This window comes from Meridianimarinicoccus roseus (assembly GCF_003172915.1).
Lineage (GTDB): Bacteria > Pseudomonadota > Alphaproteobacteria > Rhodobacterales > Rhodobacteraceae > Meridianimarinicoccus > Meridianimarinicoccus roseus.
Map to the genome: position 1 here is coordinate 69544 of NZ_QGKU01000026.1, position 24426 is coordinate 93969.

Consider the following 24426-nt stretch of genomic DNA (forward strand, 5'->3'; position numbering starts at 1 on the left):
GGCAGGGCACGGGCCTGTCGGCGCTGCGCAAGTTGCGGCATGGCGAGGGGCGGGCCCCCGCCATGCGCAGGTATCTCAGCAGTCGTAGCCGAAGCGGACATGACCGCGGTCGATCTGCTCCACACGGACGGCGCAGTCGCCCGCAGACACGGTGCCGCCCGCCGAGACAGTCTGCATGTCCAGCCCATTGACCGCGATGCGCGCGGTGCTGTCGTCCTCGGCCACGCGCGAGACGAACACGCGGGCAGCGCCGTCACCCAGCATCGCCACGCTACCCGCCGTCACACCCTCGGGCGCGGGAAGGTCGTCACCGCAGGCCGCACTTACGCTGGCATGGCCGCGATCCACCCCATCCAGCGTCACCCGGCAATAGCTGTCCGCGTCGCGCACCGCGAGCGAATTGCCCGCGCCCAGAAGCGCCATCGATCCGTTGATTGCAAGGCGTGCCGCGTCCGTCTCCACGCGCGAGACGAAGACGCGGATCGCGCCATCCGCCAGCAGCGCGGTCTCGCCCGGTGTCAGCCCTTCCGGCGGGGTTGCGTCAGCGGCGGCCGTTTCCGCTGCGGGCGCTTCTTCAGCGGCGGGGGCTGCGGCGGTCTCGGCCTCGGGGGCGGCGGCCTCGGGGGCTGAACCGGTCGGTGCGCCAAGATCCGCCAGCGCTGCGCTCAGTGCGGCGATCTGGTTCTCGGCCGTGTCGCTGATCGCCGACTGCATCGCCTGCGCCGTCTCGTCGATGCGGGCCTCCAGCCGTTCAAGCCGCTCCGCCGTTGCCTCGGCCCCCGCGCTGGCCGCGTCGCTGACGCTGGCCTCCAGTCCGGCGACCCGGTCCGACAGGTCCGCCAGCTTCGCATCGAGCGCGCCCAGCGTGTCCGTAAGGCCGGACATCGCCTCGCCCATGCGGCCCGAAGCGTCGTCCATCCGGCTTTCCAGCGCAGAGCCCAAACGGTCCACGTCGCCGCCCTTCGGGGCCACAGCGACCCCGACCAGCAACCCGACGACCAGCGCGAGCCCCCCTGTCACCACCGTCTTTCCATCCATATTCCGGTCCTCCCTGAAATGATCCGTGCCGCCGTTTGCGGCATCGGTGAATGTTGTATTGTATCCGCGCCGGAACCTTACCCCCTGCGGCAGGGCTGTCATGCTTTTTCTCGGCCCGTCCGCCACGCCTCTCTTGAACTTGAACCGATGCGGCGCAACAGTGGCCGGGCGATGCCTGCGCGGTCCCATCCTCGCAGGCTGAGACGGATTTTTGCAAGGAAGATCGGATCATGGCAGCCCCGGGCGAAAACCTGAAAATCGATGCAGCGCGGCTGTGGGACAGCCTGATGGAGATGGCGAAGATCGGCCCCGGCATAGCGGGAGGCAACAACCGCCAGACCCTGACCGACGACGATGCCCGCGGGCGCGCGCTGTTCCAGTCCTGGTGCGAGGCGGCGGGCATGACGATGGGCGTGGACGAGATGGGCACGATGTTCGCCCGGCGCGAGGGTACCGACGCGGATGCGCTGCCGGTCTATGTGGGAAGCCATCTCGACACGCAGCCCACGGGCGGAAAGTACGACGGTGTGCTCGGTGTGCTCGGCGGGCTGGAGATCGTCCGCAGCCTGAACGATCTGGGCATCCGCACGCGGCACCCCATCGTGGTGACCAATTGGACCAATGAGGAGGGCACGCGCTACGCGCCGGCGATGCTTGCATCGGGGGTGTTCGCGGGCGTGCACGCGCAGGACTGGGCCTATGACCGCGTCGACGCGGACGGCAAGCGCTTCGGCGATGAACTGGAGCGGATCGGCTGGAAGGGCGACGAGAAGGTGGGCGCGCGCAAGATGCACGCGTTCTTCGAGTTGCACATCGAACAGGGCCCGATCCTCGAGGCGGAGGACCGGCAGATCGGCGTGGTCACGCATGGGCAGGGCCTGTGGTGGCTGCAGGTGACGCTGACCGGGAAGGAAAGCCACACCGGCTCCACGCCGATGGACATGCGGGTGAACGCGGGGCTTGGGATGGCGCGGATCACCGAATTGGTGCACACCGTCGCGATGGAAAACCAGCCCGGCGCGGTGGGAGCGATCGGGCAGGCGAATGTCTATCCCAACTCGCGCAACGTGATCCCGGGCAAGGCGGTGTTCACCATCGATATCCGATCGCCCGAGCAGGCCAAGCTCGATGCCATGAAGGCGCGGCTGGAGACCGAGGTGCCCAAAATCGCGGCGGATCTCGGGCTTGGCATCGAGATCGAGCCGGTGGGCCATTTCGATCCGGTGACCTTCGATCCCGGCTGCGTCGCCGCGGTGCGTGCGGCGGCCGAACGTCTGGGATATTCGCACATGGACATCATTTCGGGGGCAGGGCACGATGCCTGCTGGATCAACCGGGTTGCCCCCACGGCGATGGTGATGTGCCCCTGCGTGGACGGGCTGAGCCACAACGAGGCCGAAGAGATCAGCCCTGAATGGGCCACCGCCGGGGCGAACGTGCTGTTTCACGCCGTCGTCGAGACGGCGGAGATCGTGGAGTGACGCTTCGCGCGGGCCTTTGTCGGCTGTCAAGTAAGGCGCGCCGGGCGGTTGCAATGGTGCGTGCCGCCCTAATTTTGCAGTCGGATATGGTATTCTGCCCCCACAACCATGAGGGGGTCGAAGATGAGACACATGGTATTTGCAATCGCGGCGGCGCTTGCCGCGGCCGGTCCGGCGGTCGGCAGCGATGCGCCGACCGCAAAAGTTATCTCGACAACGATGCCGACGCACGTGCAGCCGGTTCAGTACGCGCAATGCTGGCATCAGGTCGGGCCGTTTGCGACACAGGATCGCGCCTGGTCCTATTGGCGACAGGCGCGAGGGCAGGGATACGCCGTCAGCAATGGTGTCATACCCTGCTGGAGCGGCGGGGCGCGCGGCTACTGCTTCCGGGTATACGCTGCCTGCTGATCGTGGCCGGGGCGATTGCCGCCCTTGGCCAGTCGGCTACGGCGTCGGAGAACCGGCGCGACGGCGCATATTGGGACTGGCAGCTGACCAATCCTTACGATCTGTCCGTGCGCGTCGAGATGCTCGTCATCGAGCCTACCGGCGTCACCGCGGCCGATGTCGCCGCGCTCAAGGCGCGGGGGGTGCAGCCGTTCTGCTATGTCTCGATCGGCACCTGGGAGCCTTGGCGCGACGATGCCGAAAGCTTTCCCGCCAGCGTGATTGGCGCCACGGTCGGCGACTGGCCGGACGAAAAGTATGTCGACATGGCCGACCGCGCTCATGTCTGGCCGCTGATGAAGGCGCGCATCGACGTCTGCGCCGCGATGGGTTTTGTCGGCGTGGAGCCTGACAACATGGGCGCCCATGACAACGACACAGGCTTTCCTTTCACCAGCGCGGATGCCGTCGTCTATTTCCGCGAGATCGCCGCGCACACCCACGGGCTGGGTCTGAAGATCCTGCAGAAGAACGCGGACGAGCTGGTCCCTCAGCTTGTGGACACGTTCGACGGGATGCTGGTGGAGGAGTGCTTCCACTACGATTTCTGCGAGGAGGTGCTGCCCTATGTCCGCGCGGGCAAGCCGGTCCTTGCCGTCGAGTTCACCGAGAACGGCGGCGACTGGGACGCATATTGCGCGCAGGCCAAGGCCTACGGTTTTCATCTTCTGCTGAAATCCTACGAGGTCACGGCCGGCGGGCGGGCATGCCAATGACCGTATCCCGGCCAATCCACACCCCGGACGGCGGACCCGATTGACAGCCCCGTCCGCGCGGTATGCTATGGCGGAAACAGGAAATTCCACAGGGGGTAGTCATGAGCAAGGTCATCAAGGGCGGCACGATCGTCACCGCAGACCGGCAGTTCGCCGGGGACATTCTGATCGAGGACGGCAAGATCGCGGCCATCGGCTACGACCTGACCGCGGACGAGGTGATCGACGCCGACGGCGCCTATGTCATCCCCGGCGGGATCGACCCGCACACCCACCTGGAAATGCCTTTCATGGGCACCACTGCCGACGAGACCTTCGAGAGCGGTACCTGGGCAGCGGCGACGGGTGGCACCACCATGCTGATCGATTTCTGCCTGCCCGGCCCCGACGGCAGCATCACGAACGCGATCAACGATTGGCACCGCAAGTCCGCACCGCAGATCTGTTCCGACATCGGCTATCACATGGCGATCACCGGCTGGAACGAACAGATCTTCGACGAAATGAAGACCGCCGTGGAGATGGGCGTCAATTCCTTCAAGCATTTCATGGCCTACAAGGGCGCGCTGATGGTCGAGGACGACGAGATGTTCGCGTCCTTCTCGCGCTGCAAGGAACTGGGCGCGCTGCCGATGGTACATGCCGAGAATGGCGATATCATTCAGGAATTGCAGCAGAAATACTTGGCCGAGGGGATCACCGGGCCGGAAGGGCACGCCTTCTCGCGTCCACCCGAGCTTGAGGGCGAGGCCGCCAACCGCGCCATCATGATCGCCGACGCGGTGGGCACGCCGCTCTACATCGTGCATGTCTCCTGCGAGCAGGCGCATGAAGCGATCCGGCGCGCGCGGCAGAAGGGCCACCGAGTCTATGGCGAGCCGCTGATCCAGTTCCTGACGCTGGACGAGAGCGAGTATTTCAACAAGTCTTGGGAGCATGCCGCGCGGCGGGTGATGTCGCCGCCATTCCGTAGCAAGGCGCACCAAGACGGGCTATGGAACGGGCTTTCGGCCGGATCGCTTCAGGTCGTGGCGACGGACCACTGCGCCTTCGGCACCGAGAAGAAGAAGATGGGGATCGACGATTTCACGAAAATCCCGAATGGAACCGGAGGGCTGGAGGATCGTCTGGCGGTTCTCTGGACGACCGGGGTGGAAACCGGGCGGATCACGCCGGAAGAATTCGTCGCCGTGACATCGACCAACATCGCAAAGATCCTGAACATCTATCCCACCAAGGGCGCGCTGGTGCCCGGCGCGGATGCCGATATCGTCGTTTGGGATCCCAAGATCAGCAAAACGATCAGCGCGAACAGCCAGAAATCCATCATCGATTACAACGTCTTCGAAGGCTTCGAGGTAACCGCGCAGGCGCGTCACACGCTCAGCCGGGGGGATGTGATCTGGTCTTGGGGGAAGAACTCCAGCCCGCAGCCCGGTCGCGGGCGCTTCGTGGCGCGCCCGGCCTTCCCGTCGGCGGCCAAGGCGCTGAGCAAGTGGAAAGCGCTGAACACGCCTCGGAAGGTGGAGCGCGACCCGATGAACATTCCCTCGGGGATCTGATGACGGCAGTGAAGCAGCGGTTTCTACAGCATGCGGCGCATGGCGCAGGTGCACGATGCTGAGCGCGGAAGAAATCGATGGGTTTCGCGACGAAGGGGCTAGCCCTGTCACGCCCCCGGACGGGCCGGTCATCGATGCGCGCGGTCTGGAGCTTGTCTTCCAGACCAATGACGGGCCGGTGCACGCCCTGAACGATGTCAACCTGCAGATATCGAAGGGAGATTTCGTCAGTTTCATCGGCCCGTCCGGCTGCGGCAAGACCACGTTGCTGCGGGCCATCGCGGCATTGGAAACGCCGACAGACGGACAACTGATGGTGAACGGGATGACGCCGGACGCCGCGCGGCGGTCGCGCGCCTATGGCTACGTGTTCCAGGCGGCAGGACTTTACCCGTGGCGGACGATCGCGGCCAATGTAAAATTACCGCTGGAAATCATGGGCTTCGACAAGGCGGAGCAGGAGCGGCGCGCGGCGGACGTGCTGCGGCTGGTCGATCTGGAGGGGTTCGAGCGGAAGTACCCCTGGCAATTGTCCGGCGGCATGCAGCAGCGCGCCTCCATCGCGCGGGCGCTGGCCTTTGACGCGGATATCCTGCTGATGGACGAACCGTTCGGCGCGCTGGACGAAATCGTGCGCGACCACCTCAACGAGCAGCTTCTAAAGCTTTGGGAACGGACAGAAAAAACCATCGCCTTCGTGACCCATTCGATTCCTGAGGCGGTCTATCTGTCCACGCGGATCGTGGTGATGAGCCCGCGTCCGGGGCGGATCACCGACGTCATCGACAGCCCGCTGCCGCGCGAAAGGCCGCTCGATATCCGCGACACGCCGGAGTTTCTTGCGGTGGCGCACCGGGTGCGCGAGGGGCTGCGCGCGGGACACGCCTATGACTGACAACGACGCAGAACCACGTGCAGGAGTCCTGTGGGAGTTTAATAGGAGTATTGTAGGAGTCTTTCTCCATGTCTGATGCGGCACAGCGCGAGATCACCCGCCTGAAACGCAGCGTCTGGTTGTTGGGTGCGGCGGGCCTGTTCTTCCTTCTGTCCGCCGTGATCCACATGGCGACGGTCGGCGGCCTGCGCATGATCGACATCGTCGTGCCGCTGTGGGGCCTTCTGTTCGCGAGCTACCTGAAGCGTTTGCGCGCAGCACAGGCGCGGTCGGAGCGGGACGAGGTATGAGGGATCACGTCGGGCCTGTGCTGACCGTGATCGCCGCGATCCTTGCGGTCTGGTACGGCGCGGCGGTTTGGATGAACGCGGCCTGGACGCAGCAGCAGGCCGCGCGGGCAGGAACGACCGTCAGCCTGAGCGAGATCTTGGCTGACACGATGCAGCAGGACCGCCCGCGCCTTCCCGCGCCGCATCAGGTGGCAGTCGAGTTGTGGGAGACGACGGCGGAGAAGAAGGTCACGTCGAAGCGCAGCCTTGTCTATCACGGCTGGATCACCCTGTCGGCGACACTTCTGGGGTTTGCCATCGGCACCGGGCTGGGGATGCTGCTGGCGGTGGGCATCGTGCACAGCCGCGCCATGGACATGAGCGTGATGCCTTGGGCGATTGCCAGCCAGACCATCCCGATCCTCGCCATCGCGCCGATGATCATCGTGGTGCTGAATTCCGTCGGCGTGTCGGGTCTGCTGCCCAAGGCGATCATCAGCGCCTACCTGAGTTTCTTCCCGGTGGTCGTGGGCATGGTCAAGGGCCTGCGCAGCCCGGACGTGGCGCAGCTTGACCTGCTGCGGACCTACAATGCGAGCCGGGCACAGATGTTCTGGCGACTGCGGCTGCCCGCGTCGCTTCCGTACCTGTTCACCTCGCTCAAGGTTGGTATCGCGGCGAGCCTTGTCGGCGCCATCGTGGGCGAGTTGCCAACCGGTGCGGTGGCCGGCTTGGGCGCGCGCCTGCTGGCGGGCAGCTATTACGGGCAGACGGTGCAGATCTGGTCGGCGCTGATCGGCGCCGCCGTGCTGGCCGGCCTGCTGGTCGGTCTGATCGGGTTGGTGCAGCGTGTTACGCTGCGCCGCATGGGGCTGGCGCGATGAGCTGGGTTGCGGGCGCGCTGGGGGTCTGGGCAGTGGCCTGGTGGGCCAACCTGCGCATCGCCGCCAGCCGCCATGCGGACACGCGCGCGGCGCGGCTGGCGGTGCCGGTGATCTTCGGGCTGACCCTGCTGGTCCTTTGGGAGGGGCTGGTGCGGGGTCTGGCGGTGCCCGGCGTTATCCTGCCGCCGCCCAGCGCCATCGCGGCGCGCATCGCCGTTTCGGGGCCGATCCTGTGGGCGGATTTCGTGCAGACCTTCGTGAAGGGCGCGCTGAGCGGCTATGTCATCGGCTGCACGGCGGCTTTCCTGACCGCGCTGGCTGCGGATCGGTTCGATTTCCTGCGCCGTGGCCTTCTGCCGGTGGGCAGTTTCATTGCCGCGCTCCCGATCATCGGAACGGCGCCCATTCTTGTGATGTGGTTCGGCTTCGACTGGCAGAGCAAAGCCGCGGTGGTCGTCGTGATGGTGTTCTTCCCGGTGCTTGTGAACACGGTGCAGGGCCTCGCTGCCGCCGACGCCATGAGCCGTGATCTGATGCGCACCTATGCCGCCACGCCGGGTCAGAGCCTGCGCAAGCTGCGCCTGCCTGCCGCGATGCCGTTCATCTTCAACGGGCTGAAGATTTCGACAACGCTGGCGCTGATCGGGGCGATCGTGGCGGAATTCTTCGGCTCGCCCACTGTGGGGATGGGGTTCCGCATCTCGACCTCGGTCGGGCAGCTTGCGCTGGACATGGTCTGGGCCGAGATCACCGTGGCCGCGCTGGCAGGGTCGTTGTTCTATGGCGCGGTGGCGCTGACCGAACGGGCGGTGACGTTCTGGCACCCGTCGCAACGCGGGGGCCGGTGAGGCGCCGCATCTGCGCCGGAGCAGGGGGCCCGGAGCTGGGTCCGAGTGAAAAAACAGGGTTAACCAACGGGAGACGATCATGACACGACTACTGGCAGGCACGGCAGTTCTGGGGGCGCTGGCCTTTGGCGGCGCGCACGCTGCGGATGAGCTGACCTTGCAACTGAAATGGGTCACACAAGCGCAGTTCGCGGGCTACTATGTGGCACAGGACAAAGGTTTCTACGAGGAGGCCGATCTCGACGTCACGATCAAACCGGGCGGGCCGGACATCGCGCCGACACAGGTGATCGCGGGTGGCGGGGCCGACGTGGTCGTGGAGTGGATGCCCGCCGCATTGGCCGCGCGGGAACGGGGTCTGCCGCTGGTGAACATCGCCCAGCCCTTCGCGCGGTCGGGGATGATGCTGACCTGCCTTGCCGAAAGCGGCGTGACCGGCCCCGAGGATTTTCCGGGGCGGACGTTGGGCGTGTGGTTTTTCGGCAACGAGTATCCGTTCCTGAGCTGGATGAGCCAGCTTGGCATCCCGACAGAGGGCGGGGAGGACGGTGTGACCGTGCTCAAGCAGGGGTTCAACGTGGACCCGCTGCTGCAGAAGCAGGCCGACTGCATTTCGACCATGACCTACAACGAGTACTGGCAGGTGATCGACGCGGGTATCACGCCCGAGCAGTTGGTAACGTTCAACTACACCGACAGGGGTGTCGCCACGCTTGAGGACGGGCTTTACGTTCTGGACGAGACGCTCGAGGATCCGGCGATGGTGGACGCGCTGGAGCGGTTCGTGGCGGCGTCGATGCGGGGGTGGGCCTATGCGGCGGAGAACCCCGAGGAGGCGGCCGAGATCGTGCTGGAAAACGACGCGACCGGCGCGCAGACCTTTGAGCATCAGGTGCGGATGATGGAGGAGGTCGGCAAGCTTCTGGGCGAGGACGGCGTACTGGACCCGGCGGCCTTCGAGACGACGGTGGCTTCGTTGCTGTCGGGCGGGTCGGACCCGGTGATCACTGCGCATCCGGGCGACGCGGCCTGGACCCATGCGATCACGGATGCCGCGCTGAACTGAGCACGCGGTCCGCGGGGCAGGGCGCGCTGCGTCTGCGCCGCGGGTGTGGAGGAGCAAGAGGCGGTCCCTGATGGGACCGCCTTCTTTGTCAGGGGCGATATGGCCCCGGTCGCGCAGGCCATGTCCCAGACCAGGGCTGGAGCACCGGCTCTCTGCCGAAGCGATGATGAGCGCGTCCGCTGAAGCAGGCCGGGCGCGGGCCGTTCGGGATCAGCAGTCGGTGACGCGGACGGTTTCGCCGTCGCCGGTATGGTAGGCACATTCGCCGGTCTGCCGGTTGCGGGCATAGAGGGAGCCCGCGATCGCGCCCGCGCCGGCCGCGACGGCGGTCCAGCCATTGTTGGCGCCGAGCGCGGTGGCTGCGATGGCCGCGATGGCGCCGCCCGCGACCCCGGTGCCGACCTGGTTCGTGGTGCGTTCGTCCGCGCAGGCAGTCAGGGCGAGGGCGGCGGCGAGCGTGGCGGCGGTAAGGTGCGTTCTGGTCATGGCTGTCCCTTGTGTCAGATGGCCAAATACTCGGCCCGCAGGGCCGCATTGTCGAGAACTTCCTTCGCCGAGCCGTCGAAGACGACCTGGCCACCTTCGAGAATCACGGCGCGGTCCGAGATCTTCAGCGCGGCGACGGCGTTCTGTTCCACGATGATCGTCGTGATGCCCTGTTCCTTGATCAGCATCAGGGTCTTTTCGATCTCGCGGACGATGACCGGGGCAAGCCCTTCGTAGGGTTCGTCTAGCAGCAGCACCTTGATGTCGCGCGCGAGCGCGCGGGCGATGGCGAGCATCTGCTGTTCGCCGCCGGAAAGGGTCGTGCCTTCCTGTGCGCGCCGTTCGCCGAGGCGCGGGAACAGCTCGTACAGCCGGTCGAGTGACCAGCCCACGGGTTCGACGATCTGCGCGAGTTTCAGGTTCTCCTCCACCGTGAGGCCGGGGATGATGCGCCGGTCCTCGGGCACCAGCGCGCAACCGGCGATGGCGGCTTCGTGCGATGCCATGGTGTGCAGGTGCTGGTGGTCGAGCCAGATCTCACCGTGGGTGACCTGCGGACTGGCGAGCCGCGCGATGGAGCGCAGGGTGGAGGTCTTGCCCGCGCCGTTGCGGCCCAGCAGCGCGAGGATCTCGCCCTCGTGGACGGTGAAGCTGACGCCCTGCACGATGTAGCTTTCGCCGTAATAGGCGTGCAGGTCCCATACCGAGAAATACGCGGGCGCTGTGGCTGCGTGGTTGGCGTGCTTGGAAAAATCGGGGCGGTCGTTCATGGCTGGCTCCTGTCAAGCGGCCGCGCGCGGCGCGCGCGAAGTCCCTGTCCCCCCACCCCTGCCTGCGCCGGGGCGGGGCCCGCCGCGCGTGGCGGCGTCGGGACAATGGGGGCGGGCGGTGTCATTCGTGGCTCTGGCCGAGATAGGCTTCCTGCACCTTGGGATGCCCCTTGATGTTTTCGGGCGTGTCCTCGACCAGTGGTGTGCCCTGCGCCAGCACGGTGATCCGTTCGGCGAGCGAGAACACGACGTGCATGTCGTGTTCGATGATCGCCATGGTGATCGGCCGGGAGGCCTTGATTTCCTTGAGAAGGTCGATCGTGTTGTTGGTGTCGGCCCGCGCCATCCCGGCGGTCGGTTCGTCCAGCAGCAGCAGCTTGGGCTGCTGCACGAGGCACATCGCCATTTCCAGTCGCCGCTTGTCGCCGCGCGAGAGCGAGCCCGCGTGCACGTCACGCTTTTCGATCATCCGCACGTCGGTCAGCATCGCTTCGGCCATGTCCACGATTTCGGCCTCGTTCATCACCGTCTCGAAGGCGTGCAGCTTGAACGCCCCGTCGCGCCTGGCGAAGCAGGGGATCATCACGTTTTCGAGCACCGTCAGGTCGCCGAAGATCTCGGGCGTCTGGAACACGCGGCTGATGCCCATCTGGTTGATCTCGTGCGGCTTGCGGCCCAGCACCGACTGGCCGTCGAACATCACCGACCCGGTGTCGGGGATCAGCTTGCCGACGAGGCAGTTGAGCAGCGTGGACTTGCCCGCCCCGTTCGGCCCGATGATCGCGTGGACCGTGTTCTCGGCCACCGAGAGGTTCACGTCCCCCAGCGCCTGAAGGCCGCCGAAGCGCTTGTTCACGTTCTTGACTTCAAGCAGTCCCATTGTCTGCCCCCCTCTCATTCGGCCGGTTCGGTGGCGCCGGCGCCGGGCTTGGTGTCGGTCTTGCGGCGGCGGCGGAACAGCCGCCCCAGGCGCTGGCCGCCTTCCACGAGGCCGCCGGGCAGGAAGATCACCACCAGCATGAACATGATTCCCAGCGTCAGGTGCCAGCCCTTGCCGATGAACGGGTAGACCATGAACACCAGTGCGTCCTCCAGCCCGTCGGGCAGGAATGCGAACCACTGATGCAGGATGCTTTCGTTGATCTTGGAGAAGATGTTCTCGAAGTACTTGATGAAGCCCGCGCCGAGGATCGGGCCGATCAGCGTGCCCGCGCCGCCGAGGATTGTCATCAGCACCACCTCGCCCGATGCGGTCCACTGCATCCGTTCGGCGCCTGCCAGCGGGTCCATCGCTACCATCAACCCCCCGGCCAATCCCGCATACATGCCTGAGATCACGAAGGCGGCCAGCGTGTAGGGTTTGGTGTTCAGCCCGGTGTAGTTGAGCCGCTGCTGGTTGGATTTCACCGCGCGCAGCATCATCCCGAAGGGCGAGCGGAAGATGCGGATCGCGACATAGAAAGCGATCAGCATCACCACGGCGCTGAGGTAGTAGCCGACGTTGAAGGTGAACAGCCAGTTGCCCATAGCGAGTTCGGTGCTGTCGCGCATCGACAGGCCGAAGAGGTTGGCGGGCGGGATCGAGCCGTCCACTTCGCTGACCCCGAGGATGCGCGGATCGTTCAGCGACAGTTGCAGCCCGGTTTCGCCGTTCGTGATCGGCGTGAGCACCGAGTAGGCGAGCGAGAACGACATCTGCGCGAAAGCGAGCGTGAGGATCGAGAAGTAGATCCCCGAGCGGCGCAGCGAGATGTAGCCCACCAGCACCGAGAACAGCCCCGCCACCACGACCGAGATCAGGATCGCGGGGATCACGTTCATGGTCAGCAGCTTCATCATCCAGACCCCGGCATAGGAGCCGACCCCTAGGAACGCGGCATGTCCGAAGGACAGGTAGCCGGTGAGCCCGAAGAGGATGTTGAAGCCGATGGCGAAGATCCCGAAGATCACGAAGCGTTGCATCAGGTCGGGATAGCCGGCGTTGAACTGCGCCAGTTCCGAGCCTTCCGGGAACGGGTTGAGCAGGAAGGGGGCGAACATCGTCAGGCAGATGACGACGACGAACAGCAGGCTGTCCTTGCGGTTGAGTCCGAGCATGGATCAGTCCTCCATCACGCCCTTGCGGCCCATCAGGCCGCGCGGGCGGGTCAACAGAATGATGATCGCCACCAGGTAGATGATGATCTGGTTGATGCCGGGCAGGAAGGCGACGACCTCGGCCATGGAGGCGAAGCTTTCCAGGATGCCCAGCACGAAGCCGGCCGCGACGGCGCCGGGCAGCGAGCCCATGCCGCCGACCACCACCACGACGAAGCTGAGCACGAGGAAATCCATGCCCATGTGGTAGTTCGGCGAGTTGATCGGCGCATACATCACGCCTGCCAGTCCCGCGACCACGGCGGCGATTGCGAACATGATGGTGAAGCGGCGGTCGATGTCGATGCCCAGAAGCCCGACCGTCTCCCGGTCCGCCATGCCTGCGCGCACGACCATGCCGAATGTGGTGAACTGCAGGAAGGCGAAGACGCCGCCAATGATCGCCAGCGCGAAGAAGAAATAGACGAGCCGCCAGTAGGGATAGATGATCGAGCCCGCCTGCATGCCCAGCATCGCGCCGAAGTCGAACGAGCCGGCGAAAGCGTCGGGCGCGGGGGTGGGGATCGGGTTCGCGCCGTAGAAATACTTGATGATCTCCTGCAGCACGATGGCGAGGCCGAAGGTCACGAGGATCTGGTCGGCATGGGGCCGCTTGTAGAAATGCTTGATCAGGCCGCGTTCCATGGCGAAGCCGACGAAGATCATCACCGGGACGGCCATCAGCAGCGAGATCGGGACCGCCCAGTCGATGATGCCCCCGCCCACGCTGTCGCCGAACCAGCTTTGCACATAGGGCACGTCCACCTTAAGCGGGTTGCCGAGGAAGTCGGTGCGTGTCTCGTCCACCACTTCGTAGCTGAGCGTGAGGATGCGCTGCATCGTGACGGCGCAGAACGCCCCCAGCATGAACAGCGCGCCGTGGGCGAAATTCACCACGCCGAGCGTGCCGAAGATTAGGGTCAGACCAAGCGCGATCAGCGCATAGGCCGATCCCTTGTCGAGACCGTTGAGAACCTGGAGCAGCAGAGCATCCATCGGGGATCACCTTTGCGAAAACGGGGCCGCGCCCCGGTCGCGGGGTGCGGGCCCCGCGGCCGGGCGCCGCGCGGCGGGCCGGACCGGGTGGCACCGGTGCGCAGGGGCACCGGTGCGGTTGTCGTGGATCGAGTGCCTGGGATCAGACGCCGGGGTTGCAGGACCCAAGCGCGCCGCCCGCGAATTGCGGGTGATCGTGCGGGTACGTCACCTGCGCGACGGGCGTGATCTCGACGATTTCGAGCAGGTCGAATTCCGAGGTCGGGTTCTCCTTGCCGCGCACCACGAGCACGTCCTTGAAGCACTGGTGATCCTCGGCACGATAGAGCGTCGGGCCATTGCCCAGCCCGTCGAATTCGAAGCCTTCCAGGGCCTCGACCACGGCGCAGGGGTTGAACGAACCCGCGCGCTGCACGGCATCGGCATAGAGCAGGGTCTGCACGTAGCAGGTATGCGCGGCCTGGCTGGGCGGGAAGCCGTACTTGGTGCCGAAGGAGCGGGTGAACGCCTTGGAGCCCTCGTCCTGCAACGACCAGTGCCAGTTGGTGGACCCGAAGATGCCCTTCACGTTCTCGCCCGCGCCGCGCGCCATCAGGCGCGAGTAGAGCGGCACGACGATCTCGAACTGCTTGCCGTTCACGATCCGGTCGCGCAGACCGAACTGCACGGCGTTGGTCAGCGAGTTGACCATGTTGCCGCCGTAATGGTTCAGCACCAGCACGTCGGCGTCGGACTGCAGAACGGGCGTGATATAGGCCGAGAAGTCGGTTGCGGCGAGCGGGGTCTTGACCGTTTCGACGGTTTCCCAGCCCATCGCCTCGGTCGCCGAAGTGATCGCTTCTTCGGTGGTGTAGCCCCAGTTGTAGTCGGCCGTCAGGTGATACGCCTTGCGGTCGGTGCCATAGGCATTGGCCAGCACCGGCGCGAGCGCGGCGCCCGACATGTAGCTGTTGAAGAAGTGGCGGAAGCCGTTCGCCTTGCGGTCCTTCCCGGTCGTGTCGTTCGAATGGGTCAGGCCCGCCATGAAGATGATGCCGGCTTCCTGGCACAGGGCCTGCACGGCCACGGCGACGCCCGAGGACGAGCCGCCGGTGATCATGATGGCGCCGTCCTTCTCGATCATCGACTTCGCCGAGGCGCGGGCCGCATCCGACTTCGTCTGCGTGTCGCCGGTGACGTATTCGACCTTCTTGCCCAGGATGCCGGTGCCGTCGAGCGTCTTGGAACTGAAAGTGGACAGCATGCCGCCGTCGCCGCCGCCGTTAAGATGCTCCACCGCCAGCTCATAGGCGCGCAGTTCGTCCGCGCCTTCGTCGGCATAGGGGCCGGTCTGCGGCACGTTGAAGCCCAGCGTCACGCTGCCGCCGGTGGGTTCGTTCACGAACGCCGATGCCGAACGGGCGGTGAAGATGGTAGGGACCGCGAGGCCCGCACCTGCGACTGCACCGGTTTTCATCACGCCGCGGCGTGTGAGATCCGTCTTGGACATGGATATCCTCCCAGATATGAGTTTCGGCCCGCCTCCTCTGCGCGCCGGATGCCTTGTAAAGACCGGTCCAGTATCCGGGGCAGGTGTAAAAGCGCGCAACAAATATTCAGTATCGAAAGATTTTTTCTGTGAAGAATTCGACATCACCGAAGTGGATCTGTAAAATTTTTTTCCCGCAGGCGCAGAAAGCCCTTGATCGCGGTCACAAAATCGCCATCCCATCGAGAAGGGTTCGGCGCTTGCCGCGGCGCGGGTCCGCGGAAAATGCGCGGCCCGGTTGCGAGGGGCGGGACCGGATGTCGTGCATGCTGTCGCATACTGTCGCATGCTGTCGCATACTGTCGCATGCTTTGGTATGCAAGTGGGGGTGGCACCGTGGCTGACAAGCGGTCACCGGGTGCAGCGCCGGACCGACAGGGGGAGGAGGGGCCGACATGCCACGCAGCGCGCTGACCGGAACGCGCATCCGCGAACGCCGCACGATGCTGGGCCTGCGCCAGTCGGAGCTTGCGGCGCGGGTGGAAATCTCGCCCAGCTACCTGAACCTGATCGAACACAACCGCCGCCGCATCGGCGGCAAGCTGCTGACCCGGATCGCGCGTGCGCTCGGGGCGGATGTCGCGTCTCTGACCCAAGGGGCTGAGACCGAGCAGCTCGACCAACTGGGCGAGGCCGCGGCGGCCCATCCCGGCACTGCCGCCGAACTGGACAAGGTCGATGAACTTGTCGGCCGCTTTCCCGGCTGGGCAGCGCTGCTGACCGCCCAGCAGCGCCGCATCGTCGCGCTGGAGAACCGGGTCGCCGGGCTGGTGGATCGGCTGGCGCATGACCCGTTCCTGTCCGCCGCGCTGCACGATCTGCTTTCCAAGGTGTCGTCGATCCAGTCCACCGCATCTATCCTGGTGGAGACCGAGGATCTGGACGAGAACTGGCGCAAGCGCTTCCAGCGCAATCTGCATGCGGACAGCGGCAAGCTGGCCGAGGGCGCGGCGGCACTGGTCGCCTATCTCGATGCCGAGGGCGAAACCGAACTGGGTGTCGTGACCCCGCAGGAGGAACTTGAAACCTTCCTGAACCGGACCGGGTTCCATGTCGCCGGACTGGAAACGCCTGTGCCTGACCTGATCGCGCCGATGATCGCGCATGGGCCGGGGTTGCAATCAGATGCCGGGCGCGCACTGGCCCATGCCTTCCTCGATCGTTACCGTGCCGAGGCGTTGGCGATGCCGCTTGCGCCGTTCGAGGCCGCCGCGCGTGAAACCGGGTTCGACCCTGCGCGCCTGTCGGACCGCTTCGGAGTGCCGATCCCGGCGGTGTTCCGGCGGCTGGCCTCGTTGCCTGGGGCGCGGATCGGGCTTGTGGTCTGCGACGGCGCAGGCGCGCTGACCCTGCGCAAGACGACCGACCTGCTGCCACTGCCGCGCTTCGGGTCCGCCTGCGCGCTGTGGCCGGTCTATCGCGCGCTGACCCGACCGATGGCGCCTGTGCGCGCGGTTCTGGAACACTCGGCCCGCCCCGCAGAGCGGTTCCTGTGCTACGCGATGGCCCATGCCCATTACCCCGACGGTTTCGCCGCCCCGGCGGTCTACGAGGCGAGCATGATCCTCGTGCCGCCCGATCTTGTGGATCTCGGGCCCGCGCCCGGCCCGGTCAGCCGGATCGGCACCACCTGCCGCGTCTGCCCGCTGCCGGACTGCGCCGCGCGGCGCGACCCCTCGATCCTTGGCGATGGGACAGATGGCGCTTTGACAGCCGGGCGGGCTTGACCGCATAGTCGCTGGAAAAATGGCGCGGTGGCAGAACCGGCGCCGATCTGCGCGGGGGGGAGACCGGACGGATGGGGCACCATGTGTTGCTGATCGAAGACGAACCGAACATCATGGAAGCGATCCGCTTCTTTCTGTCGCGTGATGGCTGGAAGGTGTCGTGCCATTCCGACGGCGCGACCGCCATGGCAGAAATCGCGCGCGTGACACCGGATGTCGTCGTGCTGGACGTGATGTTGCCGAACCGCAGCGGCTTCGACGTGCTGCGCGAGTTGCGCTCTGATCCGGGTCTCGGGGCGGTGCCTGTTCTGATGCTGACCGCCAAGGGGCAGGCCAAGGACCGCAGCCGCGCCGAGGATCTGGGTGCGAGCGATTTTATGACCAAGCCATTCTCCAATGCCGAGGTGCGCGACAAGCTGCGCGCGCTGGTCGGCCCGGCCTGACCGGCGGGTGCCCGTGCCCGAGCGCGACAAGCCCCTGTTCCTTGCGCGGCAGTCCTATCGCCGCCGTCGCGTGATCGATGCCGCGCGGCTGCTGCCGGTGTTCGGCACGGTGCTGTTCCTGGTGCCGATCCTTTGGGATCTGGCGGGCCCGCAGGCGGTGGACCCCGCCGCGCCGCCGCGACTGGCGGAACGCGGGCTGTATCTGTTCGCGGTCTGGGGCGCGCTGGTGCTGGGCGCGGCGATCCTTGCGCGCCGGTTGAAGCCCGAAAGCGCACCGCCCGCAGACCTGCCGCAGCGCGCGGGTCCGGCCGTGCAGGCGCCCGCGTTGCCGCGTCCGGGCCGGGCGCGGGACGGAGCGGACATCGGCGCAAGGCCGCTTGAGGCCGGGCAAGACGCAGCGCCCGACACCGTGCCGCGCGCCGCACCTGCCACCCCCGGCGGCCCTGCGGGGGGCTGAGCATGTTCGCCTTCAACATCCTGCTGGAAGCCTGCATCGCCTATGTCGTCGTGCTGTTCGCCGTAGCGTTCTGGGCCGAACGGCGGGCGAAGTCCGGCCGGGTCGGATGGCTGCGCTCTCCGCTCGTCTACACGCTGTCACTGTCGGTCTACTGCACCGGCTGGACCTTCTACGGCGCGGTCGGCTACGCGGCGCGGTCCGGGCTGGAATACCTGTGCATCTACCTTGGCCCGACGCTCGTTATGACCGGCTGGTGGCTGATCCTGCGCAAGCTCGTGCGCATCGCGCGCACCCAGCGCATAACCTCGGTCGCCGACCTGATCTCGTCCCGCTACGGCAAGTCGGCGACGCTGGGGGGACTGGTGACGCTGCTCGCGGTGGTCGGCACCACGCCCTACATCGCGCTTCAGTTGCAATCGGTCACGCTGTCCTTCGGCGTCTTCAGCCCGCCGGGCGATACCGACTGGACCGCGCCGAACCAGGGCCCGACCGCGATCTGGCTGGCGGTCGGGCTGGCGGCCTTCACGATCCTGTTCGGTACCCGCAACCTCGATGCCAACGAACGGCATCACGGTGTCGTCACCGCCATCGCGCTGGAGGCACTGGTGAAGCTGGCCGCGCTGCTCGCGGTGGGGTCCTTCGTCGTCTGGTCGGTGGCGGGCGGCCTGCCCGACATGGTCGCACGCATCAACGCCTCGCCCATCGCCGAGGTGCGCACCGACGGCAGCCGCTGGCTGGCGCTGACCTTCCTGTCGGGCGCGGCGCTGCTGTGCCTGCCGCGCATGTTCCAGGTGCTGGTGGTCGAGAACGACGATGAACGCCACCTCGCCACCGCGTCCTGGGCCTTCCCACTCTATCTCGCGCTGATGAGCCTTTTTGTTGTGCCGATCGCCGTCATGGGGCTGGAGGTGATGCCCGAAGGGTCGAACCCGGATCTGTTCGTTCTGACCCTGCCGCTGGCGCTGGACCAGAACTGGCTGGCGCTGCTGGCCTTCCTCGGGGGCTTCTCGTCGGCCACGTCGATGGTGATCGTGGCGGCCATCGCGCTGTCCACGATGGTGTCGAACCACGTGGTGATGCCGGTCTGGCTTCACCTGCGCTCGGGCGGGGCGACCGTGTCGGGCGACGTGCGCGAGGTGGTGCTGTTGTCGCGGCGGCTGTCCATCGCCGCGGTGCTGGGGCTGGGGCTGATGTACTACCGCTTTTCCGGCGGCGGTGAGGCTCTTGCGGCGATCGGGCTGATCAGCTTCGTCGGCGTGGTGCAGGTTCTGCCGGCCATGCTGGGCGGCATCTTCTGGCGCGGCGCGACGCGGGTCGGTGCGGCCGCCGGGGTGACGGTGGGCTTCGTGCTGTGGCTCTATACGCTGTTCCTGCCCAGTTTCGGGCCTGGTGTGGTGCTGTCCACCGCCACGCTGGACTACGGCCCCTGGGGGCTGTCATGGCTGCGTCCCGAGGGGCTGTTCGGGCTGGGCGCGCTCGATCCGGTTGTCCATGCCGTGCTCTGGAGCATGGTACTGAACACCGCCGCCTTCGTCATAGGCTCGCTGCTGAGCTTTCCGCGTCCGCTGGAACGGCTGCAGGGCGCGCAGATCGTCAACGTGTTCGACTACAGCGCCAGCCGCCGCGGCTGGAGCCAGGGCAGCGTTGAGGCTGAGGATCTGCTGATCATGGCGCAGCGCATCGTCGGCTCGGGCGAGGCGCAGGCGCTGTTCCAGACCGAGGCGCTCGCCCAGGGCAAGGAAGGCTACCTTCCCGAGATCACGCCCGATTTCATCGACCATTTCGAACGGCGGCTTGCCGGGTCCGTGGGCGCGGCCACGGCGCACGCGATGATCGGGCAGATGATCTCGGGCACGTCCGTTTCGGTACAGGACCTGATGGCGGTGGCGGACGAGACGGCGCAGATCATGGAGTATTCCAGCCAGCTCGAACAGCAGTCGCGCGAACTGGCGCGCACCGCCCGACAGTTGCGCGACGCGAACGAGAAGCTGACCGCGCTGTCGGTGCAGAAGGACGCATTCCTGTCTCAGATCAGCCATGAGCTGCGCACGCCGATGACCTCGATCCGCGCATTCAGCGAGATCCTGATGTCGGCAGAGGATCTGGGTCCGGACGAAAAGGCGCGCTATTCGCGGATCATCCATGACGAGGCGATCCGCCTGACACGGCTTCTGGATGCGCTGCTGGATCTGAACGTGCTCGAACATGGCAAGGTCACTATCGCGCCGGAACGCGCGGTGCTGCGCGACGTGATCGACCGATCGATCCTGGCGACAAGCGCGCTCAGCGACGGCGGGCGCTTTACCATCGACCGCATCGAATCGGCCGAGGAGGTGACGATCTTCACCGATCTCGACCGGCTCGCGCAGGTGTTCATCAACTTGATCGCCAACGCTCGCAAGTATTGTGACAGCGATCGCCCGCGCCTGCGCATCCGCGTGTCGCGGGTGAACGGTCAGCTTGCAGTGGATTTCCTGGACAACGGGCGGGGCATTCCGGCCGAAAGCCAGTCCCTGATCTTTGAGAAGTTCTCGCGCCTGTCGGACCAGTCCGCCGCGGGGGGCGCCGGCCTCGGTCTTGCGATCTGCCGCGAGATCATGGCCAAGCTGGGCGGGTCGGTGGCCTACCTGCCGGGGCAGGGCGGGGCCGGTTTCCGGGTGCTGCTGCCCGCGACGGCGGCGGCGCAGGCGGCCTGACCACGGAACCGTGCGGCGGTGCCGCGCATTTTCAGCATTTGGTAACCGCTGACGGGGCAGGGTGTCCGGGCAAGCCGCAAGAGTGCCCCGTTTTATGTCAGACCCCGTTCCCTCCATCCTCAAGCGGATGGCCGGCGCCGGCCGGCAGCCGCCCGACCACGGTGTCGTCTCGCCCTATGGCGCGATGCGGCTGGCGTTGTCGCGCGCCGCGCAGGACGTGGTGCGCGCGCCGCTGGTGGGTGGGCATGTCACTGACCTGCGGATCACGCTGCGCACGATGGGCGACATGCTGCCCGTCGATGGGCTTTGGGTGCTGCTGCAGGGCCGCGGCCGCGCGCGCGGGCTGATCTGCGCCGATGCCAGCCTGCTGGCGGCGCTGGTGCAGGCACTGACCACCGGGCGTATCAGCGGCGCCGAGGTCGCGGAACGCCGCCCGACCCAGACCGACGCGCTGCTGGTTCGCCGTGTGCTGACCTGCGTGCTGGAAACCCTCGCGCTGCGGCTTGGCGGCCATCCCGCCGAGGACTGGGCCCGCGGTTACCAGCCGCGCGACAGGGTCACCGATCCTGCCCGGCTGCCGCACCTGCTGCAAGATGTGGTCTATCGCGGCCTGTCGATGGAAGTCGATATCGGTGACGGGTTGCGCGCAGGGCAACTCCTGTTGATCCTGCCGCAAACGGAAAACGCTTCAGAGGCGGCGCTGTCCGACAGCGCGCGGCGGGAGTCGGAAGGGCGTTCCGCCGCGCGCTCGCTGCTCGCCGCCCCGACGGAGATGGAGGCTGTCCTGTGCCGCCTGCGGATGCCGCTGGCCGAAATCGGCGCGCTGCAACCGGGCGCGCTACTGACGATCCCGCGCCGCGCGTTGAACGAGGTTACGCTGCAAGGGCTGGACGGCACGCCGCTGGCCCGCGCGCGGCTGGGCCAGTCGCGCGGCTTTCGCGCGGTTCGGCTGCTGGAGGGGGCGTCGGATCCGCCTCGCGCGGGCGCGACCGATGCGCCGGGCCAGGGCGCCGCGGCCGCGGCGGAGTCGGCGGCACGTGCGCCGCAGCCCACGCCGGTCCCTGTGCCGGTGGCGCGGGTCGCTGGCGCGGGCGGCGCGGGCTGACACGCCTCGGCATCATACCCGGACGACAGGCCGCTTTCAGGCGGATTGGGCCCACAGCGGCGCACGGCGCGTCCTGATCGCGTGCTGACACGCCGCGCGTATACCGCGCGAAGCGGCATGCAGCACTTGCAGCGCGCCGATGACAGGCGGGTGGTGCGCGGTCGCACTGCGGGTTTTCCGGTGGACGGAACCAAGTGTTGCGCACTGCCGCAAAGAAAGTCGGGTCGCAAAAGCGGGCTGACATTTGGTCGCTGGAGCGGAGGTTACAGCGCACCACGCGGGCGAGAGTTGCCGGGCGAGCGCAGCCGCCGCAAGGCGCCTATTGGGCGCAGACATTCTCCATGCCGCGAAGAACGCTGCTCCAGACAGGTGCGCGGGCCGGTTCCGACCTCGTGGCGGGCGGGCTCAGCCCTTCGCCATCGCCTCGAACTGCGGGCGGAAGGGGCTGTGATCGTATCCCGCCGCGCGGGTCGCCGACAACACACCGTCGACGCCGATCTCGGGCGCCTTGATCAGCGACCACACGATCGCCGACCGGTTGCCCGAAGCGCAATAGGCCAGCACCGGGCCGGTCGCCGCCGTCATCGCCTCTGCCTGCGCGTTCAGGGTGTCCGGGCCCATGCCGCCGGGCACCACCGGATTGACCACGAAGGTCAGACCCGCCGCTTCGATCGCGGCGCGCATCGCCTCCGCGTGCAGTTGCGGCGGGATCTCGCCGTCCGGGCGGTTGCAGATCACCGTGGTGAAGCCCGCTGCCGCGATCTCGTCCGCGTCAGCGGGGTCTATCTGCGGCGAGACGGCGTAGGCGGGGGAAAGCGGTCGAATGTCCATGTCCGGCTGTTTACGCCGCGCTGGCCATCACGTCCAGACGTGTCCGCACGCCCGGTGCCAGCAGCATCCCGCCCAGCATCGCAAGCGTGAAGATCCAAACCGACGGCCCGCCATAGCTGAGCGAGGCCATCGCCGGGCCCGGGCACAGCCCGACCAGCCCCCAGCCCATGCCGAAAAGGACGGAGCCGACCACCAGGTTGTGGCCGAGCCGCGGGTCCGGCGCGGCGGGAAAGCTGCCGCCCAGAAGTGGGCTGCGGTCGCGCGTCAGCGCCCAGGCGACCGCCATCGGGAGGATCGCACCGCCCATAACGAAGGCCAGCGTCGGGTCCCAGTTGCCGAACACGTCCAGCCAGCCCTGCACCTTGCGGGTGTCGGTCATGCCCGACAGCATCAGGCCGGTTCCGAACAGGCCCCCCGAAATCGCGGCGAACAGCGTGCGCATCAGATCACTCCCAAGACATGGCGGAACAGAACGACGGTCAACCCGCCTGCCGCGATATAGAAACAGGTGGCCACGATGCCGCGCAGGGACAGGCGCGAAATACCGCAAACGCCGTGGCCGGAGGTGCAGCCATTGGCAAGCCGCGTGCCGACGCCGACGAGCAGTCCGGCCGCGCCCAGCAGCAGCGGGTTCGCTGTCACCGCGCCGTCCGGCACGAAGCCCATCAACAGGGCGATCACCATCGGCACACCGACCAGCCCACCGAGAAAGGCCAGCCGTTCGGCGGCGTTGCTGCGTCCGGTGCCGTCCACCAGTCCGCCGATGATGCCGCTTGCCCCCATGATGCGGCCATTGGCCAGCAGAAAGACTGCCGCGGCGAGGCCGATCAGCAGCCCTCCCGCCAGTCCGTAAATCCAGTCCATCGGCATGTCGCGTCCCCGTTCTTCGTACCGCTTTCATGGCCTGCCCAAAAAGGTGGCCTCCTGCTTTTCTCATATGCAATAAATAAGATGTTATGCAAGGGCGGGCTGCGCCAGACACGCGAAGAATTGATCGGCATCAAGGTTTCCTTAACCCTGTGTGCTAAGGTTGTAGACGATGCTGCGATGGTCGCCGCACGGCCGTCCGCTTCGTCGGCAAAAAGACGCCCGTCAGGGGTGCCCATGTCACGCGGCGCGAGGCCCTAACTTGGGAGAGAATGCCATGCCGACCCGTGAACTGACAGCCCGGATGGACGATATTCGCGCCCGCCTTGCCCAGCCGCATGGCGACGTCGAAGACCTGCATGACAGCGTTCAGGACCTGATCGACGACCTGCACCGCCATCGCGACGTGGTGCCTGCCGATCTGCGCAGGGCGGTGGACGATCTTGAGGCGGAAGTCCTCGAAGCGTTCCACGACAACTTGCCGGTCTGACCGCGCGTGCGGACCTGTCCGGCGCGGTCCGGACCGGTCCGCGCCGCGCTACGGGTCAGCCCAGCATGATCCCGACCACGACGCACATCAGCCCGATGGCCGACACCATCAGTGCGGCAAGATTGTAGGTGACCATCTGCTTGAGCCGCGCGCGCAGCGCCGCGTCGTCAAGCCCGGCGCCGCGCGCGCGGGCCGTCATGACGATGCAGGCGATGATGCCCGCCAGTCCCGCGAGCGAGATCGCGGCCCCGATCCAGATGAGTATGTCCATGCGCATTTCCCCTTTGCGGGGCAGGTAGACCGGGGCGCGGCGGGGCGCAAGCCCGCTGTCCCCTTGCGGGGGCGTGCGGGCGGGGCTAGACCGCGCGGACCGAAGTCAGGGGGTTCTTCATGAGCATGACCGAAACCGACGCGACCAGCGCCTACAACGTCACCGCCGACGAGCTGCGCAGCTTCATCGAACGCTTCGAGCGGCTCGAGGCGGAAAAGCAGGAAATCGCCGACCAGCAGAAGGAAGTCATGGCCGAGGCGAAGGGCCGCGGCTACGATACCAAGGTGATGCGCAAGGTCATCGCGCTGCGCAAGCGAGACAAGGACGACATCGCCGAGGAAGAGGCGGTTCTGGAAATGTACAAGGAAGCGCTTGGCATGGCGTGACTTCGGCCCGGGGCGCGCAGGCAGCGTG

Annotated in this window: 26 protein-coding genes; 15 read left to right on the forward strand and 11 right to left on the reverse strand. The window is 66.7% G+C overall.

Features of this window, described 5'->3' with window-relative positions; translation table 11 throughout:
- Nucleotides 1-75: 75 nt before the first annotated feature.
- Nucleotides 76-1038 carry a hypothetical protein gene (locus tag DKT77_RS20665; RefSeq protein WP_146204968.1) on the reverse strand — a complete coding sequence of 321 codons (963 nt, stop codon included), beginning with the start codon at nt 1036-1038 and terminating at the stop codon, nt 76-78.
- A gap of 230 nt (nt 1039-1268) precedes the next feature.
- Here DKT77_RS20665 and DKT77_RS06210 point away from each other — a divergent pair, with 230 nt between their 5' ends.
- From DKT77_RS06210 to DKT77_RS06245, 8 genes are all read left to right on the forward strand, one after another.
- On the forward strand, nt 1269-2519 hold the full coding sequence (locus DKT77_RS06210) for a Zn-dependent hydrolase (RefSeq protein WP_109810850.1): 1251 nt from the start codon (nt 1269-1271) through the stop codon (nt 2517-2519).
- Nucleotides 2520-2824: 305 nt separating this feature from the next.
- Entirely contained in the window at nt 2825-3685 is an 861-nt protein-coding gene (locus tag DKT77_RS06215) for an endo alpha-1,4 polygalactosaminidase (protein WP_238547719.1), read from the forward strand.
- A 101-nt stretch (nt 3686-3786) separates the two neighbouring features.
- Complete coding sequence (gene hydA / locus DKT77_RS06220; protein WP_109810852.1) at nt 3787-5247, forward strand: dihydropyrimidinase; 1461 nt, start codon at nt 3787-3789, stop codon at nt 5245-5247.
- Nucleotides 5248-5302: 55 nt separating this feature from the next.
- Nucleotides 5303-6142 carry an ABC transporter ATP-binding protein gene (locus DKT77_RS06225; protein WP_109810853.1) on the forward strand — a complete coding sequence of 280 codons (840 nt, stop codon included), beginning with the start codon at nt 5303-5305 and terminating at the stop codon, nt 6140-6142.
- A 68-nt stretch (nt 6143-6210) separates the two neighbouring features.
- Nucleotides 6211-6432 (forward strand): hypothetical protein, encoded by a 222-nt coding sequence (locus DKT77_RS06230; RefSeq protein ID WP_109810854.1) that lies wholly within the window; start codon nt 6211-6213, stop codon nt 6430-6432.
- A complete protein-coding gene (locus tag DKT77_RS06235) occupies nt 6429-7295 on the forward strand; it encodes an ABC transporter permease (RefSeq protein WP_109810855.1) in 867 nt (288 codons plus the stop codon). The genes DKT77_RS06230 and DKT77_RS06235 overlap by 4 nt, the downstream gene beginning before the upstream one ends.
- Nucleotides 7292-8143: an ABC transporter permease gene (locus DKT77_RS06240; protein WP_109810856.1), complete on the forward strand. Its 852-nt coding sequence runs from the start codon at nt 7292-7294 to the stop codon at nt 8141-8143. The genes DKT77_RS06235 and DKT77_RS06240 overlap by 4 nt, the downstream gene beginning before the upstream one ends.
- Nucleotides 8144-8222: 79 nt before the next feature.
- Nucleotides 8223-9209 (forward strand): ABC transporter substrate-binding protein, encoded by a 987-nt coding sequence (locus DKT77_RS06245; protein WP_109810857.1) that lies wholly within the window; start codon nt 8223-8225, stop codon nt 9207-9209.
- Nucleotides 9210-9419: 210 nt separating this feature from the next.
- Here the strand turns inward: DKT77_RS06245 and DKT77_RS06250 are convergent, their stop codons facing one another.
- The 6 genes from DKT77_RS06250 to DKT77_RS06275 all read right to left on the reverse strand — a co-directional run bounded on the left by DKT77_RS06250 (nt 9420) and on the right by DKT77_RS06275 (nt 15086).
- Nucleotides 9420-9695, reverse strand: coding sequence for a glucose-6-phosphate isomerase (locus DKT77_RS06250; protein WP_109810858.1), 276 nt, complete (start codon nt 9693-9695; stop codon nt 9420-9422).
- Nucleotides 9696-9709: 14 nt separating this feature from the next.
- Nucleotides 9710-10465 (reverse strand): ABC transporter ATP-binding protein, encoded by a 756-nt coding sequence (locus DKT77_RS06255; RefSeq protein WP_109810859.1) that lies wholly within the window; start codon nt 10463-10465, stop codon nt 9710-9712.
- Nucleotides 10466-10586: 121 nt separating this feature from the next.
- Nucleotides 10587-11345 carry an ABC transporter ATP-binding protein gene (locus DKT77_RS06260; protein WP_109810860.1) on the reverse strand — a complete coding sequence of 253 codons (759 nt, stop codon included), beginning with the start codon at nt 11343-11345 and terminating at the stop codon, nt 10587-10589.
- Nucleotides 11346-11359: 14 nt separating this feature from the next.
- A complete protein-coding gene (locus DKT77_RS06265; RefSeq protein ID WP_109810861.1) occupies nt 11360-12562 on the reverse strand; it encodes a branched-chain amino acid ABC transporter permease in 1203 nt (400 codons plus the stop codon).
- A 3-nt stretch (nt 12563-12565) separates the two neighbouring features.
- Nucleotides 12566-13597: a branched-chain amino acid ABC transporter permease gene (locus DKT77_RS06270; RefSeq protein WP_109810862.1), complete on the reverse strand. Its 1032-nt coding sequence runs from the start codon at nt 13595-13597 to the stop codon at nt 12566-12568.
- Between the two features lie 142 nt (nt 13598-13739).
- Complete coding sequence (locus tag DKT77_RS06275) at nt 13740-15086, reverse strand: substrate-binding protein (RefSeq protein ID WP_109810863.1); 1347 nt, start codon at nt 15084-15086, stop codon at nt 13740-13742.
- Nucleotides 15087-15520: 434 nt separating this feature from the next.
- Between DKT77_RS06275 and DKT77_RS06280 the strand changes: the two genes are divergently transcribed.
- The 5 genes from DKT77_RS06280 (at nt 15521) to DKT77_RS06300 (ending at nt 21553) form a co-directional block, all read left to right on the forward strand.
- Nucleotides 15521-16852, forward strand: a complete 1332-nt coding sequence (locus DKT77_RS06280) for a helix-turn-helix transcriptional regulator (RefSeq protein ID WP_109810864.1) — start codon at nt 15521-15523, stop codon at nt 16850-16852.
- Nucleotides 16853-16923: 71 nt separating this feature from the next.
- Nucleotides 16924-17295: a response regulator transcription factor gene (locus tag DKT77_RS06285; RefSeq protein ID WP_109810865.1), complete on the forward strand. Its 372-nt coding sequence runs from the start codon at nt 16924-16926 to the stop codon at nt 17293-17295.
- 13 nt (nt 17296-17308) lie between these two features.
- Nucleotides 17309-17752, forward strand: a complete 444-nt coding sequence (locus DKT77_RS21425; RefSeq protein WP_338016070.1) for a hypothetical protein — start codon at nt 17309-17311, stop codon at nt 17750-17752.
- A 2-nt stretch (nt 17753-17754) separates the two neighbouring features.
- Nucleotides 17755-20448, forward strand: a complete 2694-nt coding sequence (locus DKT77_RS06295) for a sensor histidine kinase (RefSeq protein ID WP_109810866.1) — start codon at nt 17755-17757, stop codon at nt 20446-20448.
- Between the two features lie 94 nt (nt 20449-20542).
- A complete protein-coding gene (locus tag DKT77_RS06300; protein ID WP_109810867.1) occupies nt 20543-21553 on the forward strand; it encodes a FliM/FliN family flagellar motor switch protein in 1011 nt (336 codons plus the stop codon).
- A gap of 405 nt (nt 21554-21958) precedes the next feature.
- On the opposite strand, the gene DKT77_RS06305 is transcribed toward DKT77_RS06300, so the two are convergent.
- Genes DKT77_RS06305 through DKT77_RS06315 form a run of 3 tightly spaced genes read right to left on the reverse strand, consistent with a single transcriptional unit; the run spans nt 21959 to nt 23254 of the window.
- On the reverse strand, nt 21959-22384 hold the full coding sequence (locus DKT77_RS06305) for a protein tyrosine phosphatase family protein (protein ID WP_109810868.1): 426 nt from the start codon (nt 22382-22384) through the stop codon (nt 21959-21961).
- 10 nt (nt 22385-22394) lie between these two features.
- Complete coding sequence (locus tag DKT77_RS06310) at nt 22395-22826, reverse strand: DUF6691 family protein (protein ID WP_109810869.1); 432 nt, start codon at nt 22824-22826, stop codon at nt 22395-22397.
- A complete protein-coding gene (locus DKT77_RS06315) occupies nt 22826-23254 on the reverse strand; it encodes a YeeE/YedE family protein (protein WP_109810870.1) in 429 nt (142 codons plus the stop codon). The genes DKT77_RS06310 and DKT77_RS06315 overlap by 1 nt, the downstream gene beginning before the upstream one ends.
- 274 nt (nt 23255-23528) lie before the next feature.
- Between DKT77_RS06315 and DKT77_RS06320 the strand changes: the two genes are divergently transcribed.
- Nucleotides 23529-23741, forward strand: coding sequence for a hypothetical protein (locus DKT77_RS06320; RefSeq protein ID WP_146204969.1), 213 nt, complete (start codon nt 23529-23531; stop codon nt 23739-23741).
- 55 nt (nt 23742-23796) lie between these two features.
- On the opposite strand, the gene DKT77_RS06325 is transcribed toward DKT77_RS06320, so the two are convergent.
- Nucleotides 23797-24012, reverse strand: a complete 216-nt coding sequence (locus DKT77_RS06325; RefSeq protein WP_109810872.1) for a hypothetical protein — start codon at nt 24010-24012, stop codon at nt 23797-23799.
- 119 nt (nt 24013-24131) lie between these two features.
- On the opposite strand from DKT77_RS06325, the gene DKT77_RS06330 reads away from it, so the two are divergent.
- Complete coding sequence (locus DKT77_RS06330) at nt 24132-24398, forward strand: DUF2312 domain-containing protein (protein WP_109810873.1); 267 nt, start codon at nt 24132-24134, stop codon at nt 24396-24398.
- Nucleotides 24399-24426: the final 28 nt, after the last annotated feature.

What these genes read in the sequence shown, in the direction of transcription:
- DKT77_RS06245 (WP_109810857.1), top strand. Translation starts at nt 8,223, where the DNA reads ATGACACGACTACTGGCAGGCACGGCAGTTCTGGGGGCGCTGGCCTTT.
- DKT77_RS06280 (WP_109810864.1), top strand. Translation starts at nt 15,521, where the DNA reads ATGCCACGCAGCGCGCTGACCGGAACGCGCATCCGCGAACGCCGCACG.
- DKT77_RS06275 (WP_109810863.1), bottom strand. Translation starts at nt 15,086, where the DNA reads ATGTCCAAGACGGATCTCACACGCCGCGGCGTGATGAAAACCGGTGCA.
- hydA (WP_109810852.1), top strand. Translation starts at nt 3,787, where the DNA reads ATGAGCAAGGTCATCAAGGGCGGCACGATCGTCACCGCAGACCGGCAG.
- DKT77_RS06305 (WP_109810868.1), bottom strand. Translation starts at nt 22,384, where the DNA reads ATGGACATTCGACCGCTTTCCCCCGCCTACGCCGTCTCGCCGCAGATA.
- DKT77_RS06210 (WP_109810850.1), top strand. Translation starts at nt 1,269, where the DNA reads ATGGCAGCCCCGGGCGAAAACCTGAAAATCGATGCAGCGCGGCTGTGG.
- DKT77_RS06315 (WP_109810870.1), bottom strand. Translation starts at nt 23,254, where the DNA reads ATGCCGATGGACTGGATTTACGGACTGGCGGGAGGGCTGCTGATCGGC.
- DKT77_RS20665 (WP_146204968.1), bottom strand. Translation starts at nt 1,038, where the DNA reads ATGGATGGAAAGACGGTGGTGACAGGGGGGCTCGCGCTGGTCGTCGGG.
- DKT77_RS06310 (WP_109810869.1), bottom strand. Translation starts at nt 22,826, where the DNA reads ATGCGCACGCTGTTCGCCGCGATTTCGGGGGGCCTGTTCGGAACCGGC.
- DKT77_RS06270 (WP_109810862.1), bottom strand. Translation starts at nt 13,597, where the DNA reads ATGGATGCTCTGCTGCTCCAGGTTCTCAACGGTCTCGACAAGGGATCG.
- DKT77_RS06300 (WP_109810867.1), top strand. Translation starts at nt 20,543, where the DNA reads ATGTCAGACCCCGTTCCCTCCATCCTCAAGCGGATGGCCGGCGCCGGC.
- DKT77_RS06250 (WP_109810858.1), bottom strand. Translation starts at nt 9,695, where the DNA reads ATGACCAGAACGCACCTTACCGCCGCCACGCTCGCCGCCGCCCTCGCC.
- DKT77_RS06320 (WP_146204969.1), top strand. Translation starts at nt 23,529, where the DNA reads ATGCCGACCCGTGAACTGACAGCCCGGATGGACGATATTCGCGCCCGC.
- DKT77_RS06285 (WP_109810865.1), top strand. Translation starts at nt 16,924, where the DNA reads ATGGGGCACCATGTGTTGCTGATCGAAGACGAACCGAACATCATGGAA.
- DKT77_RS06225 (WP_109810853.1), top strand. Translation starts at nt 5,303, where the DNA reads ATGCTGAGCGCGGAAGAAATCGATGGGTTTCGCGACGAAGGGGCTAGC.
- DKT77_RS06325 (WP_109810872.1), bottom strand. Translation starts at nt 24,012, where the DNA reads ATGGACATACTCATCTGGATCGGGGCCGCGATCTCGCTCGCGGGACTG.
- DKT77_RS06240 (WP_109810856.1), top strand. Translation starts at nt 7,292, where the DNA reads ATGAGCTGGGTTGCGGGCGCGCTGGGGGTCTGGGCAGTGGCCTGGTGG.
- DKT77_RS06255 (WP_109810859.1), bottom strand. Translation starts at nt 10,465, where the DNA reads ATGAACGACCGCCCCGATTTTTCCAAGCACGCCAACCACGCAGCCACA.
- DKT77_RS06260 (WP_109810860.1), bottom strand. Translation starts at nt 11,345, where the DNA reads ATGGGACTGCTTGAAGTCAAGAACGTGAACAAGCGCTTCGGCGGCCTT.
- DKT77_RS06235 (WP_109810855.1), top strand. Translation starts at nt 6,429, where the DNA reads ATGAGGGATCACGTCGGGCCTGTGCTGACCGTGATCGCCGCGATCCTT.
- DKT77_RS06265 (WP_109810861.1), bottom strand. Translation starts at nt 12,562, where the DNA reads ATGCTCGGACTCAACCGCAAGGACAGCCTGCTGTTCGTCGTCGTCATC.
- DKT77_RS06330 (WP_109810873.1), top strand. Translation starts at nt 24,132, where the DNA reads ATGAGCATGACCGAAACCGACGCGACCAGCGCCTACAACGTCACCGCC.
- DKT77_RS06230 (WP_109810854.1), top strand. Translation starts at nt 6,211, where the DNA reads ATGTCTGATGCGGCACAGCGCGAGATCACCCGCCTGAAACGCAGCGTC.
- DKT77_RS06295 (WP_109810866.1), top strand. Translation starts at nt 17,755, where the DNA reads ATGTTCGCCTTCAACATCCTGCTGGAAGCCTGCATCGCCTATGTCGTC.